Consider the following 17,509-nt stretch of genomic DNA (forward strand, 5'->3'; position numbering starts at 1 on the left):
AATATGATTATTTAAAAAGTCGGCAGTATAAACTGCCGACTTTTATTTTATTAATTATTTATTGATCTGAACCCATCCTGTTCTGGTTTTACCGTGTGCAATAACCACGTAATAGTATGTTCCGTCAGGAAGTCCCTTACCAGATTTATCTTGACCATACCATTGGTCTGTATACTCTCCTTGGAAAGCAAAAACCTCAGCACCATAACGGTTATAAATTACCATACTGGTTACGCCGTGTTCTTTTAAGTCAAAACGATCGTTTTTACCATCGCCATTAGGAGAAATTCCCTTTTGAATCGGACAGTCTAAATAGCTCACTTTAAAGCTGCTTTCATCGGTACATAATCCATCTACTGAAGATGCATATACGTAGATGATTTGAGCGTAAGGAACTAGACTACCCGGGATTAATTCAATTCCTTGTCCACCGGATTGGGTAAAGTATCTGTTATTCTCGGTTAATGGAGCTAGTTGATGTAGCTGACATTCTAACTCAACATTTTCAAAGACATCTGCTTTAACCACTGCTGTAATGGTTACATTGAATGAAATTTCCTCATAACAACCTGCCTCATCATTTTTCTGAAGAACGTAGATCTTATGTGTTTTTACTTCTGTTAATACATCACCAGCTTGATATTGTATTCCTTGTGCAGCTGCTTCTGTATAATAGAATTGATTGGCTTCTAGTGCAGGAAGAGTGTAAGTTGCACAAACCTTTAGGTCTTCTCGTTTCACTGGCAACTCTCCTTTTAACACTTTAAAAGGCAATTCAAATACTTCCTTACATCCCGTTCTGGTATCTTCGACAAGAATAAATACCTTTCTGTCTTCTCCATTAGTCACCAATTCATATATTGGACCGATAGGATTCGTGCCCGATTCGGCATCAGCCAGTTCTTGGTGATAAGAAACGTTATAGATCGTTCGATCCGAAATTCTAAACATATAGTCTTCCACCGTCGTCAAATCAACCTTGATCGGAGCTAACGAATTTCTACAAATTTCGAAGGCTTTCGGAGCACCAACTACCGTATTTATAGGAGGGAAAATCTCTACTCTAACCTCACCCATAACATCACAGTCAATGGCATCGTATTTAGCTACAACCTTATAAATTCCACTTTCACTTACCACTAAGTCCGGTTTGTCTTCACCAGGCAACAACACATCATCTTTAAACCATTTGATGGTAACATCCTCGCTAGCCAAACCAGAATTGATCGTTCTTGCTTCTCCATTACAAAGTGCCGTTCCATTTTCCACCAATAAATCAGCACCTAAGTCGAGGTTTCCTAAGTCGAAACTTGCCGCTCCAAAAAAGACTGCAGATGAATGATCATCGTTAGTACAAAAATCCATTACAGCTAATTTAATGTGATAGGTACGCCCCGGTACTACATATACCGTTTCAGAACTCATTCCTATGGTTGAGCCTGCAAAATTGATAGGCGCCTCACCTGCTGGACTTTGACCTGCTCTTTCATACTGATTCCAGAATAAATCAGGGTTTGAGCTTTGACAAGTCCCTCCTGCCTTTGAGGTATCCCAAATGGTGTTTAGAGCAATAGGCGTATTAGTTCCTTTTATCTTGGCTAAATTTTGACCTTCCCCAGTAGTGGTATCAATCAACCAAGCTGCAAATAAAGATCCATTTTTACAAGTATAGGTACAACCATCGATGTAGCTATTCGATGCAAATAAGTAATCAAATTTAATAGAATCCTTGATCGAGAAGAAATCAAACTCCAATTGAGTTACACGCATTCTTTTATCCCACTCAGGGTTTCCACCTGTATCATTGATGGCATCATTCAAATCCTTATCTCCAACCCAACGATTTCGGTTAGTTCCTTTTGCACCCGTTGTGAAAGGACCTGGTACGAATTGTACTTCACTAGTTGACATGACGATTCCTTCTTTAAAAGGGAATTCAGTACCGTTTTTAGTAAACGACCCCAATGTATTGACCGATTTTGTCGCCAAACTACCGTCACCAACTTGGTAATGCACATTGGTAACAAGGTCACAGTTGGAAACCACTAATACATCCTTAACTAACTCTTCCGGTGTGTATTTGGTACCACTTGGACTGACTTCTAAATACGATGGTGTGTTAATACAAACCTTAAAAATATCTCTATAAGTCGTTGCTGTAGTAGCTGGCAAACCTAAGCGGATATAGTACTTATTACCTGGAACTAAATTATTAAACGCCCTACTAGATAATGTGCTTGTCAAAGTAAAGCACTCGACTGCTGTACTAGCTACTGTACTAGATATCGCAGTACAAGGCACATCATATAAGGCTCCGTATACCGTGCCGTAAGAACTTCCTGAAGGACTCACCCAATCCAAAATTTTAAACAGATGTGTAGCTTGGGTTGCTGTAAACTCAAACCAAATATCCTTTCTTGAAGTATTAGTTGGCGGAGTAGTTTGAGGAATCGTAGCACAACTTGGTTCAGATATAGTAGATTGTGCAGCTCCCGAGAAAGTAGCCGAAACCGCTTTACTACAATCTAAACCTGTGTTTATTGGAACCACAATAGCGCCGCCGCAGTTGTTATTGGTACCCACTAAAGTAAATCCATCAATTGCCGTTGACCAGTCACTACTAGTCATATTATCAGAACATTTTGCTCTAACATAAATGGTATACCCCTTACCTGACGGTAGACCCGTAATTGTCGTACTCGGAGCACCTGTCACTGGAACTGTTTTAAGCGGAGTTCCTGTAGCATCATCCTTATAGTCCATTACTACAACTTCCCACGAGGTGATTCCACCGTCTTGAGTCCAGCTGACATCTATTGATGAAGTGGTTTCATTACTTAATTTCACATAATACGGTTCTGGACAATTTTCAACTTTCTTCAAGCTTACGTTATCCACATATAGATTTGTAACTCCAACTGAAGGCACATGCCAAGCGAGATTGACATTTCCTTTAATTCCATTAATAAACGCAACTTCTTCTACAAAATTTGCATTAATATTGGTTCTAGAAGTCACTACTGTAGTAGTAAAATCCTTAGGATCAATACCCGCTGTAGACAATAGAACCTCTAATTTATTATCATTCAAAGCCGTTGCTTTGTAATGGTATTTTAGTACATACATTCCACCATCTAGAGTAATCGGAGGAGTAATCAACCAATCATCATGCGTTTTACCACTAGTTCCGTAGAAATACATCGAATGTGTCCCTTCAAAAATACCGGCGGCAGTAGTTACCATTGCCCATCGATTCGTTGTTGAAGTTCCTGTAGCATCTGCATTAGCGTCAATTACCGACCAACATCTATAAGATTTATCACTCAAATTAAATCCTTCCCAGAATGGTGTTGTATAAACACCACATGTGGTTGTGAAATAAAACGGTCCTTGCCAGATACTATATCCTCCAACACTACAAATTGTACGAACGTAATACTCATAATCCGTATTCGGTTTTAAAGCAGCCCCCGAAGTTATATTCGTAACGATATTCTCTTTTTTAACTGTTGGAGTTCCATTCTTAGTAGGATACTTACTTCCCGCTTCTTGAACAAAATACTCCCAATTGGTAGCCCCCGATTTATCATCCCAAAATAGGGTTGCTTGGTTGCTTTGATAATCTTTAGAGTCGATAACAGAAGGCAGTGGCTCAAAACACCCTTTAACTTCTTCCACTACAACACTATCAATATATAAATTGACCGCCGTAGTTGCCGAGGTTACATGCCACCCGATGTTAACTACTCCACTAACTCCTTGAATAAAGACATACTCTTCTATCCAATCTGTGCTACCTGTATACTCGGCTTTTGGAACTACGGTATGCGTAAAGCTTGCCGGAGCAATGCCCGTATTCGATAACATGACTTCAAATTCGTTGATGTTTGCAGTGCCTACTGCAGTTCTGTATTTATATTTTAATCGGTAAGATTTACCAGTTTCAAAATTTAGTTTCGGTGAAATCAACCAATCATTATGAGGTGCTTTGTCTTTGGCTCCGGTAAAATACATCGAATGTGTTCCCTCAAATTTAACCGTACTCGTTTTCCAAATACCCGTTCCTGTAGGCGAAACAGCATCGGCATTACCATCAATGATCGTCCAGCAAATCAACGATTGATCACTCGTATCAAATCCTGCTTTGAATGGTGTCTTATACACTCCACAAGCCGTTCTAAATTTAAACGGACCAGACCAATCACTAGAATCACCATTACCACAATCCGTACGTACATAGAATTCGTATTCGGTATTTTGTTCCAATGCCTTACCATCTTTATCGACAGCTACGATGGTCTCCTTAGTTTTAGTCGCAGATCCAGTGGTGATAGCAATAGGTATCGCTCCTCCATCTTTTTGAACTACATATTCCCAATTAGAACCGAATTTATCACTCCAGAAAATTGTGGCACTAGAATCCTTTTCATCCTTTACACCGAGATTTAAAGGTTCTGGACAAGTAACCTCCTCCAGGATCACATTATCAATGTAAATATACGAGTACTCACTCGGTGAAGTAACCTGCCAAGATAGGTTTACATCACCTCCGACTGAAGTAATGAAGGTAGTCTCTTGCTTCCAATCATTAGATGCCTCGTAATTTTTCTTGGGAACAACTACCTCCGTAAATTTACTAATCTCTGTTCCTGTCTTAGACAGCAATACAGCGAACTCGTAACTATAGGAGCTTGAAGATGATGAACTTGTTCTATAATGGTACTTTAATCTATATATTTTGGTTGCATTAAAATTAAATGTAGGCGAAATCAACCAATCGTTATGCGGTAAAGTTGCTTTGCTACCAGATCCATAAAATCTTGCTGATTGATCTCCTTCAAAAGCAGGAGTATTGAGATGCCATAAATTAGATGTAGCGCTACTTGAATCTCCATTGGCATCTACTACCGTCCAACACGCCCAAGTAGTAGAGTTTTTATTAAATCCTTCTAAAAATGGCAGGACTTGAGTACTACATAAAGTTCTGAATTTAAACGGTCCTATCCACTCACTATTTTTTCCAACACCACAACTAGAACGCAAATAATACTCATACTCGGTATTTGGCAATAGATTTCCTGCTCCAGCTCCATTTGTCTTAGAAGTAACCACTTTTTTAGTTTTCGACAGACTTCCACTACCCACAGGCAATGCACCTCCAGCTGCTTGTATAAAATATTCCCAATTTGTGTTTACTTTATCTTCCCATTCAAAGGTCACCGAACCGGAATCCACTTTAGTTACCTTAGGATCTTCTGGACCTATACAATCCACCTTTTTAATAGCGATTTGATCGAGATATACATAAGAGGTTGCTAAAGCGGTTACATGCCATCCGATATAAGCCTTACCTACGACTCCGGTAATATAAACCGTTTTCTTTTCGTAAGCCCCGTTTTTATAACCTTCCTTAACTACTAGCGGTTTTTTAAACTCCGTAGGATCTAGTCCATTTACCGATAGCGATACCTCAAATTCATTAACATAGCTCGAATTGGTTCTGTAATAATAAGACAGTTCATAAATATCTGTAGCTACCATATTAACAGCAGGGCTAATCAACCAATCGTCATGGACTTTATCCGTACCTGTACCATAAAAACGCATACTCATGGTTCCCTCCTGGGCAGAACTAGCTCCAGAATACTCATTCCACATATTAGAAGTTGATGTACCGTCGTTATTAACATCCAATACCGTCCAGCAATTTTTGGTTTTAGAAACCGCTTCATAACCTTCCAAGTAAGGAAGGGTCAAAATACTACATGCCGTTCTGAATACAAATGGCCCAGACCAGTCGCTCATTTTGTTTCCAGTACATTTCGAGCGAACATAGAATTCATATTCTGTATTTCCCAGTAAATTGGCTCCTTTAGTGGTTTTAGTAACCGTGACTTCATCTTTCGCATTTACAGTACCAGCACCAACAGGATCGCCATCACCTTTAGGCTGAATTACATATTCCCAAGATTTATTAAAATTATCTTCCCAAATTAAGGTAGCGGCGTTAGCCTCTACATCTTTTACGCCTAAATTGCTTGGTTGACTACAATCTACTTCTTCAATTCTAACGTTATCAAGATACAAATAAGTAGTCGAGGCCGGGGTATTCACCCTCCAAGCTATATTAACAGGCCCTTGAACGCCTCCGATAAACAGCATATCCTCTTCCCAAGTGGCGCTTTTATGTATTTTAGACGTCAATGTGCGAGTAAAACCACTAACATTCGGACCATTTTGAGAAACTAGTACCTCAAAACTATTATTATAAGAAGCATTCGTTCTAAAAAAATAACTTAGTTTATAGATTTTGGTGGAATCCAATTCAAAAGTAGGCGACACCAGATAATCATCGTGCGGCGCAGTTGAAGAAGGTCCATAAAAATACATGGAATGAGTACCCTCTTGCAAAACTGTTGAAGTACTCCAAGTATTGGAATCTTTATTGTTATTAATAATTGTCCAACACGCGATATTGTTCGTATCTGTATTAAAACCTTCAAAAAATGGGATCGGGAATGTTGTACATAATGTTGTAAAATATATCGGTCCTTGCCAAATACTGTTTGATCCCGCACTACAAATCGTACGAACATAGAATTCATATTTAGTATTCCCCCCTAGAGCAACTCCAGTAAAATCTTTTGTAATGATATTGTCCTTTAACGTTGTTGCCGTTCCTCCAGTTGCTGGTTTAGTTCCGCCCGCTTTTTGAACATAGTATTCAAAGTCGACTGCACCTAAAGCATCTGTCCAAGAAATTGTCGCTTTATCAGCACCAATGTTTTTAACGCCCAAACTCATAGGTTCAGCGCAACCTATTAATTCTTCGACCGACACGTCGTCTATATACACTGTAGTAGACAGACTTGACGAAGTCACGTGCCAAGCCAAATTGATATCAGCATTTATTCCACCTATTACGGCATAAGCTTCATTCCATGTAGAAGTTGCCTCGTATTTGGCTTTTGGAACTATTGTTTGCGTAAATTTATTGACCTTATCTGAACCGGTACTAGACATCAAAACTTCAAATTCATACTCATTCGAAGCGGTCGTAGTGGTTCTATATTTGTATTTTAATCTGTATTTTTTAGTTGCATCAAATTTTATAGGCGGTGAAATCATCCAATCATCATGCGGCACCTTAGCGGCGGTTGAAGATCCATAAAAATACATGGAATGGGTTCCCTCGAAATTTGTTGTACTTGTTTTCCAAATATTATTCCCTGTCGGACTCGTAGAGTCTGCGTTGGCGTCGACTATTTTCCAACACGCCAGTGATGGCGAGTCTGCATTAAAACCTTCCCAGAAAGGAACCTGCATAACTCCACAAGCCGTTTTTATAACGGAAGGTGCCGCTATCCAAAAACCCTTTTCTGTCGCACTACAAACAGTACGTATCCACACATAATAATTCTTAGCAGGAGTTAAAGTGGTAAAACTATAAGTAGTCACATTATTTACTAAAACACCATTATCTGTATATTTAGGAATAACGTTAAAATCTGATTTATAAATTTCATAACTCATTGAAGTCACCCCTGTAGGTGCGACCCAATTAAGTGTTGCTGCCGAAGCAGTAACATTAGTCACGGTAATATTCTTTAGCGAATCACAATCTAATTTTACAAATTCGACATTATCGACAGCTGCTGGTGGCATATTAAAAAGACTATTATCATTACCCCATTGGAAAATGATCTTTATTTTTTTACCAGCAAAACTGCTTAGATCCAGATTAAAAAGACTTTTCTTAAAAGTATCTTGTAGATTTAATCCATCATTTAACAAGATTCCTCCAGAATTTGCCACTGTCATTTTAACGTTAACGGCTGGTGTAAAAGTCGACGGTACAATCCACACGGCCAAATGATCATAAAGGATCGAAGTACCCTCGCCCCTAGCGCGCCAATCAAAACTTAAAGAATAATTTTTAGAACCTGTAGGAATATCAATTACCTCGCTAATAGCATGTGAAACTGCTGTTGCACCTGAATACGCATTAGACACTCCCTTATCATCAGAAATATACATGGATTTGCTTCCCCCATTATTTACAGCAGAACCGATATACCAAGCATTATTTGTTGCATTGACAAAAGTCCATTTGGAAGTGGCGCCTTCAAAGTCATCTTCAAAAACAATGTTGGGATCAGGGAGTGCTTTGGCTGCTATATCACGACCATTTAGATCGAAATAGGGTTGTAAATACAACTCCGGAGCGTAAGATCTGGCTTCCCAATCGAACAAACTCCTATTGCTATTGATACCTCTATTGCCCGCCTGTAAAGTATTGCCAAAGAAAATCAGCAGAAGAACGATAGAAGTATAAAAAAGGTTAGTAATTTTTTTCATACCTAATATTATTTGGTTAGTTAGGCTTCAAATATATAGTTTTTATCAAAGCCATTTATTTTTTTTTGTTAATTTTCACAGAAACAAACCGATCTTCATCTACAAAACCTCCTAAAAACCAAAGCAATAGAAATGGAATTTAACAAAAATGCAATTTTTACAACTTATTTCATCAACACGATCATTTCTGCTATTCCTATAAAACAAACCCATAAAATTCTATAAAAACAAAAAGCAGTAGTAAACTTTCGTATACTACTGCTTTTTGACAAATTATTTTTCTGAACTAACTTATTGCAAATTTACTGGTTTAAAAATATCTCGGAGAACTCGATACTCTTTTCGAAAAATAAATATCGTACAATAAAATAAACTCATGCGATGCTTTGGCTTTAACCTTTAAATCAGACATCACGTGGTCATAAGCATAACCAATCCGCAAATTCGGTGTGATTCTATAATTTACCATACCACCTATAGCATCGTCAATTCTATAGTTTGCTCCGATTTCGAATTTATTGATATACATCAGGTTCACCGACAAATCTGCCGATACTGGTGCATCTGCAGCATATTTAACCATAAAATACGGCTTTAATTTAAAATCTTGATTCAGCTCAAAAACATATCCCCCAGTTAAAAAGGCGTGCATCACTTGACTACCGTATTTTTTACCGTCATAATCCAAATAACGTCCTTTAAGCATATTGGGAACTCCCAAACCGACATAGTAGTTTTGAGTGTAATAAAAAGCTCCTGCTCCTACATTGAAAAGCGTGCTTTTCGAGTCTTCTGCAAAGGAAGGGTCGTTAGCATCCATATAACTCTCGCTTCCAATATCAGTAAAAAGACCAATGTCATGCAAGGTTACCCCTGCTTTAAGACCCAAGGCTAATTTATGCTCCCCACCTAAATCTAAGGTATAAGAGAAGTCTCCATAAATATTATTTTCTTTAACTGGACCGATTTTATCGCTGATCACCGAAAGGCCTAGTCCCACTTTTTTACCGACACGGGTGTGACCAAATAGAGTCCCCGTTTGAGGAGCCCCATCAAGACCTGCCCATTGTTGGCGGTATAACAGCCCCATGGACAGCGACTCCTGAGAACCTGCATAAGCCGGATTGACCACGCTCATATTATACATATATTGCGTGTAATGAGGAGCTTGTTGCGCATAACCTTCACTTATAAAGCAAAAAGCGATTAAAGCAAGCGAGCATATCTTTTTCATAGATTATTATTTATGCGGATTCGCAAATTTTGCGAATCCGCTAATTATTATTTATTGATTTGAACCCATCCCGTTTTGGTTTTACCATGTGCAATGACCACATAATAGTAAGTTCCATCAGGCAGTGATTTTCCGCCTTTATCTTGCCCATACCATTGGTCGGTATAAGCACCCTGGAAAGCAAAAACCTCCGCTCCATATCGGTTGTAAATGACGATGCTATTCACGCCGTGTTTCGACAGATCAAAACGATCGTTTTTACCATCTCCATTAGGCGAGATCCCCTTTTGAATAGGACAATCTAAGTAACTTACTTTAAAACTGCTTTCATCGACACATAATCCATCTTCAGAGGCCGCATATACATAAACGGTTTGCGCGTGTGGAATTAAACTTCCCACGGCCAATTCAATACCTTGACCACCTGCTTGAGTAAAATATTTATTGTGAGCAGATAACGCAGCCAATGGATGTAACGCACATTCCAATTCTACATCGCCAAAAACATCGGCTTTAACAGCAGCTGTAATGGTTACTTTAAACGAAATCTCTTCGTAACAACCACCGCCATTGTCTTGTAAAACATAAATGGTATGTTCTTTAGGCTCTGTCAACACATCTCCTACTTTATACGCCACACCTTTTGCAGCAGATTCTGCATAATAATGTTGACCGGCCTCTAGCGCTGGTAACGTATAGGCTGCACAAATCTTAACATTTTCGCGTGCTTCAGGAACAGTACCTTTTGTCGCCCTTAAAGTCCATTCAAAGATTTCAGAACAACCGGTTCTCAAATCCTCTACATAAATATACAGCAATATGTCAACACCCGTAGTTTCGACACTATAAGTGGTAGGATCCGCAATAGAACCTATACCTGCTTCAGCATCTTCTTTACTTTTGTAATAGATCATTTTATAATGAGCTGGATCCACCTTAGCCAACATCGCTTCTTCTACTTGGGTTAAATCTAAGTTTAAGACATTTAGAGCCGTACGGCAAATTGGCAATGGTTTTGGTTGAGCCACTACAGAAGAGATGATTGGATATATTTCTATTTTGATATCTCCCATAACTTCACAGTTAATAGCTCCATATTTACCAACAACTTTATATTTTCCAGTCTCAAAAACTTCTAATTCCGGTGTGTTAGCCCCTGCAATCAATACATCATCTTTATACCATTTTATAGTAATATCTTCAGTACCCAATCCAGATTTTATAGTTCTAGATTCTCCATTACAAAGTGCATTACCATTGTCAACCAACATATCGGCACCCAAATCCAGATTACCTAAATCAAAACTACCCGCATTAAAGAAAACGGCCGATGTATGACTTCCCGTAGGACAGAAATCAATGACTGCTAGTTTGATATGATATTTACGTCCGGGAACCACTTTAACCGTTTCAGAACTCATTGCTTTAGTCAATCCTGCAAAATCTACCGAGGCATCAATTGGGTTGTCCTTATTTCCATCATAGTATTTCCAGAAATATTCTTCATTAGCGCTACCACAAGTAACACCTGATTTTGATGCATCTCTGATGGTGTTGATCGCAATTGGCAAATCAGTCCCTGTCACTTTAGCCAAATTTTTACCTTCATCCGTAGTACTATCCACAAGCCAAGCTGCAAACATAGCACCAACATTACAAACTTCCCCGCACAAATTGTGATAACTATTTGATGCGAATAGATACTCAAATTTAATTTCCTCCTTAATCGGAATAAAATCAAACTCAATCTGAGTCACACGTTTTTTAGGATATGGACCGCCACCTGCATCCTTAATAGCATCATTGATATCTTTATCTCCATCCCATCGCTCATTATTTGCGCCACGATTAGCGTTATAATAACCGGTGTAAGGCCCAGGAATGTATTGCATCTCATTAGTCCCTAAAACAATTCCTTCTTTAAACGGGAAGTTAGATCCTGACTTATTAAAATAACCAAGTGTATTATAAGACATTGCTTTAGCGCTACCATCACCATTCTGATATTTTACATTCGACACCAAGTCACAATTAGATTTCACCAAAACATCTTTGACCAATTCTTCTACTGTGTAATCTTGTCCACTTGGACTCACCTCTAAAGCAGTAAACTCGGAAGTTGTAATACATAGTTTAAAGATATAATCACTCGGACTATAAGTAGCCTGAACACCTAAACGGAAATAGTATTTCTTTCCTGGCGTCAATTTACTAAATATCGCATTCTCCTCGCCTGGATAAAAAGAAAAACATCCTAAGGAGGTTGCCGTTATAGACGCACAAGGCTGATCATATAAAGCTCCATAGACATAAGGATATGTTGTAGCACCTGAGATACTTATTAAATCTTTAAGTGTTAACAAGTGAACCGATGAGGTAGCCGTAAATTCAAACCATACATCATTCACTATGTTTGGACTACAAGTCGGCAAAGGAAATACAGGAGGTGTTGCTATTGTTGCTGATCTGGTAGCACTAAACAAGGAACCTGAGACTGTTTTAACACAATCCAAACCAACGTTAACCGGTATGTTTATCGCTCCTGAACAATCATCATTTGCACCCACTTTTGTACCTACATTAATCGGTGTAGACCAGTCGCTATTCGATTTTCCATCTATACAATTAGCCCTTACATATACGGTATAACCTTTACCAGAATCCAGTCCACTTATAGTCGTTTTCGGATTAGTGGTTACTGCTACCGTTTTTATAGGATTAGCCTTAGCATCTTCGCCATAATTAACGACAATAGCCTCCCATGAAGTCACACCTCCATCTTGCTGCCACTCTACATCAACACTAGTAGTAGTAGGATTTGTTGATTTCAAATAGTATGGCTCTGGACAAGTCTCCACTTTTTTCAAAGTGATATTATCCAAATACAAGTAGGCAGCATTGGTATTCTCAGCCTTAATGTGCCATCCAATATTTACATCCCCTTTTATATTATTAATAAACGCCACATCTTCCACATAATTGACAAGACGTGGGTTCTTCATTGGTATCAAGACAGTTGAAAATTTAGTGATATCCGCACCTTGTGTAGATAACTTGACTTCAAAATCATTATTGTAACTAGTGGTTGATGTTGTTTTATAATGATACTTCAAAATATACATCCCTCCATCTAAGTTAACTGTTGGGGAAATAAACCAGTCGTTAAAGGGTTCCTTATTGGCATCATACAAGTAAAAATACATGGCTTGATTCCCCTCGTATGTGCTGGTTGTGGCTCTCCAAGTTGTACCTGCTGGAATTATGGATCCTTTTCGATCAACTATAGTCCAACATCTGGTTGTTTCCGAATCCGTATTAAAACCTTCCCAGAATGGCGATGCATACACATCACAGGCCGTAGCAAACACAAAAGGTCCTCTCCAAATACTATGTCCTCCAGTACCACAAACGGTACGAACGTAATATTCATAATCCGTATTCGGTTCTAAGCCTATACCAGACTGTTCTTGAGTAATAGGGTTGTCTTTTTTAGTAGTTGCTGTTCCCCCAGCAACTGGAATTCCTTTACCTTTTTTCTGCACGTAATATTCCCAACTTGTTGCACCAAAAGCATCTTCCCACGTAAGGCTTGCTTTTCTCGGTTGAATGTCTTTTACATTTGGTTTTAAAGGTTCTGGACATCCGGTTACCTCTTCGATAAATACATTATCCACATAAAGGTAGGTACCCGTAGTTTCGGCACTAACATGCCAAGCGATATTCACTTCTCCCGAGGTTCCGGTAATATAAACATACTCTTCCATCCATTCAGAACTCGGATCATATTTCTTTTTAGGAACCACGACTTTAGTGAATTTTTTAGTGTCAGTTCCAGAATTAGATAGTACTACTTCAAACTCGTAATCGTAGGAAGTTGTCGTAGTTACTTTATAATGATATTTTAAGCGGTAAATTTTATTGGCATCAAATTTCACTCTTGGCGAAATTAACCAATCGTTATGAGGCATTTTTGTTTTTTCACTCTGATAACCATAAAAATACATCATTTGGCTACCTTCATATTGACCATAATTATAAGGACGCCAGATATTACTTCCCGTCGGCGAGGTAGAATCTTTATTTTCATCAATTATAGTCCAACAGCCTAAGCTTTGAGAATCGGCATTGAAACCTTCCCAGAAAGGGGTTGTAAACAGACCACAAGCCGTTTTGAATTTAAAAGGCCCTTCCCAAATACTATGTCCTTCAGTTCCACATACCGTACGTACATAAAACTCATATTCCGTATTGGCGGTAAGCGCTTTGCCCGATTGATCTTGGGTGATTACATTCTCTTTTGTTTTGGTAACGGTTCCTTTAGCTGTAGGTGCTTTTCCTCCAGCAGGTTGAACAACATATTCCCATTCTTTACCAAAAGCATCCGACCACTCGATTGTAACACTGGTCTCTTTTTCATTTTTAACATTTAAACTCATTGGTTCTGGACAACCTATAATTTCTTCCACGAATACATTATCCACATATACGTAGGTGTAACTCTTATCGGTTGTAACACGCCATGCAATATTAACATTACCACCAATACCGCCAATAATGGCTTTATCCTCTGCAAAAACCGAACTACTCTGCCCTTTTTTATCCAGCAAAGTTGTTGTGAAATCCGTTACAGCTGTGCCTTTATTAGAAAGCAACACTTCAAAATCATTTTTATAAGATGTCGTTGTTTTGTAATGATATTTTAAACGATAATACTTCGTTGCATCGAGTTTAAAACTCGGTGAAATCAACCAATCGTCGTTTTTAGTGGTACTAGACCCTCCATAAAAATACATTCCACGATCGCCTTCAAACATACTGTAATTATACAGATACCAGATATTAGAGGAAGCAGTCGAAGAATCTTTGTTATTATCAATAATTGTCCAACATCCTGCGGTGTTAGAATTTGTATTAAAGCCCTCCCAAAATGGTAAAACCGAACTATCACAGGGCGTCTTAAATTTGATAGGCCCAACCCAAGAACTGTTCTTACCAGGAGCACAAGTTCCTCTAACAAAAAATTCATATTCGGTATTGGGTTGTAAATTAGCACCTCCAGATCCCGATGTTTTTGAAAAAGAAGCTGTAGGTACTTTGGCTATACTTCCACTACCTACCGGAGCAGGTCCAGAACCCGCAGCTTGTACAAAAAACTCCCAGCTACTACTGTTTGTATCCGTCCAAGTTACAGTAGCTTTGTCCTTTTCTAAAGCACTTACCACTAAATTATCTTGTGGAGCTATACAGTCTACTTTTTCGATGGAAATCGCATCCAAATACAAGTATGCATAACCTTTGGCAACCATGTGCCACCCAATATTTACATCGCCAATAATATCTCTGACATATAATGTTTTTTTGACGTAATTAACTGCATTACGTTTGGTTCTTCCTTCCAAAATAGTTGTAAAACTAGTCGGATTCGTTCCGTTTTTTGAAAGGGCCACTTCAAATTCATTATCGTAAGAACCTGAAGTTTTATAATAATAAGTAATCGCATAAATCTCACCATTCATTTTTATCGTTGGTGAAATCAACCAATCATCATGCGTAGTAGTAGAAGTTGATCCGTAGAAATATATTGCTCTATCACCCTCTTGTGGAGTTGAAGCATACCGTTTGAAAATATTATTTCCAGTCGGGGAAGTAGCATCTTTATTGCCATCCAAAATCGTCCAGCAATTGAATGTGGTCGAGCTGGTATTGAATCCCTCTGTAAAAGGAACTGCAACGGGGTTACAGGCAGTATTAAAAGTAAAAGGGCCAGACCACTCACCAAATTTACCATTAGCACATTTAGATCGCACATATAAATCATAAGCTGTATTTTGCACTAAGTTTTTATTATTGTGATCAACAATAACCTTTGCTTCGGTTTTAGTAGTTGCCGTACCAGCACCCACAGGTCCTGTACCACCTGTTCCTTCTAAGTAATATTCCCATGAAGTAGCGAATGGATCTTTCCATAAGATAGTTGCTTCGTCTGTTTTGACTTCCTTAACACCTAGTTCCAAAGGTTCAACACACTCTACTTCCGATAAGGAAACGTTATCAAGATAAACATAGGAGTAGGTTTGGGTAGTAACATGCCAAGCCAGATTAACATCTCCTCCATAATTGGTGATAAAAGCTGTTTCTTCCACCCAATCTCCGCTACTATAATTCCGTTTTGGGATTATCGTTTTAGTAAAAGCGCTCAAATCAGCTCCGGTGTTAGAGGCCAACACTTCAAATTCATTGATATAAGAAGTCGTGGTTTTATACATGTATTTTAACTTATAAATCTTGGTCGCATCCAATTTAAAAGTTGTAGAGATTAACCAATCGTCATTTTTAGGACCTCCGTAAAAATACATCATGTGAGAGCCCTCAAAAGCACTATATTCATTGAGTCTCCAAATATTACTTCCCGTAGGAGAAGTAGAATCTTTATTGGCATCGATAATAGACCAGCATTTAAGCGTAGTGGAATCCGTATTATAGGTTTCGAAAAACGGCAGTGTAGCATTTGCACAAGGCGTTGTAAATTTGAATGGTCCGTTCCAAATACTGTATTGTCCGTCACTACAAACCGTTCTTACATAATATTCATAAGCCGTACTAGCTACTAAATTAGCACCTGAACCCTCTTTTGTGGCAACCGTCGCTGTTTTAGAACTCGTAACTGTCCCATTGGCTGTAGGAACTCCTTTAGCCGGTTTTTGTATATAGTATTCCCAACTAGTAGCACTAAAGTTGTCTTCCCAAGCTAAAGTTACCTTATCGCTGCGTATTTCTCGTACCGTACCTTGTAGTGGTTCGGGGCAGGTCGCTACTTCTTCAATAACTACACTATCAATGTAAAAATAAGTCACTCCAGTCGATACCACATGCCAAGCCAAATTAACATCACCAGTAACACCAGTGAAGATCACGCGCTCTTCTTGCCAATCTACCGTATTGGGATACACTTTTTTAGGCACTATGGTTTTTGTAAAGTCGGCAGTCGCAATACCACTGCTAGACATCAAAACTTCTAATTCGTTTACATAAGTTGATGTAGAAGTGGTACGGTAATTATATTTTAATCGATAAGTCTTTGACGCATCTAATTTTATATCAGGACTGATTAACCAATCATTATGTGTTTTGCCTGTTAATCCATAAAAATACATAGACTGATCGCCTTCTAAGAATGTTGAAGATGCTCGCCAAATATTTGCGGCTGTGGTTTCATCTTTATTGGCATCGACAATAGTCCAACAACTTAAAGTCGTTGAATTCTTGTTAAAACCTTCGGAGAAAGGCAGTACTTGAGCAGTACAAGCAGCAGCGGCTGCCGCCATATCTAAGCCCGTGAGATTAAAATAGGGTTGCAAATATAACTCTGGCGCGTAGGATTTATCCTGCCAGTTTATATTGCTTACTGTAATGTCTCTATCTTCTCCTCTTGCATAAGTAAAACCGTTCACTAAAAACAGTATAGCAAAAAAGAAGGTAGAGAAAAAGAAAGTAATTTTTTTCATACCTAATAATTTATTGGTTAGTTGATATCTCAAATATATCATTTTTCACAACAATGTCTATATGGTTTGTTAATAATTTTTTAAAAAATAATTAGAAAAGCTTCGGCTGGGTGAAGTAAAATCAAGCAAACACGCATCAGTGCTAATAAAACTCATAAAAACAACACAAAAACTATTAATACTTTAAAACAACACATCCTTTAGCGCCACCCATCGCTACTGCGGTTTTTTCAACAAATACCGCGATTCCACTTCATTAGAATTGCAGACAACTCTGCGGTTTTTTAGAAAGTGAACTTTGTTTATTTATCCATAAAAACGCTCCTAATCCAATGGACAAAATAATCTAATAACTCCAAATACGATCTGCTTTCAACCGCAGTTAACCAGACACCGTATCAACAAAATCAAA

3 protein-coding genes are annotated in these 17,509 nt (G+C 38.4%); all 3 read right to left on the reverse strand.

Annotated elements, in window-relative coordinates; all coding sequences use genetic code 11:
* Window positions 1–54 precede the first annotated feature (54 nt).
* The 3 genes from L1275_RS04165 to L1275_RS04175 all read right to left on the reverse strand — a co-directional run bounded on the left by L1275_RS04165 (window position 55) and on the right by L1275_RS04175 (window position 17,097).
* Complete coding sequence (locus L1275_RS04165; protein WP_253470124.1) at window positions 55–8,358, reverse strand: choice-of-anchor J domain-containing protein; 8,304 nt, start codon at window positions 8,356–8,358, stop codon at window positions 55–57.
* A gap of 310 nt (window positions 8,359–8,668) precedes the next feature.
* Window positions 8,669–9,592 carry a type IX secretion system membrane protein PorP/SprF gene (locus L1275_RS04170; RefSeq protein WP_253470126.1) on the reverse strand — a complete coding sequence of 308 codons (924 nt, stop codon included), beginning with the start codon at window positions 9,590–9,592 and terminating at the stop codon, window positions 8,669–8,671.
* Between the two features lie 47 nt (window positions 9,593–9,639).
* Window positions 9,640–17,097 (reverse strand): choice-of-anchor J domain-containing protein, encoded by a 7,458-nt coding sequence (locus L1275_RS04175; RefSeq protein WP_253470128.1) that lies wholly within the window; start codon window positions 17,095–17,097, stop codon window positions 9,640–9,642.
* Window positions 17,098–17,509 lie beyond the last annotated feature (412 nt).

Source organism: Flavobacterium sp. HSC-61S13 (assembly GCF_024171535.1).
In the GTDB taxonomy this organism is placed as follows: Bacteria; Bacteroidota; Bacteroidia; order Flavobacteriales; family Flavobacteriaceae; genus Flavobacterium.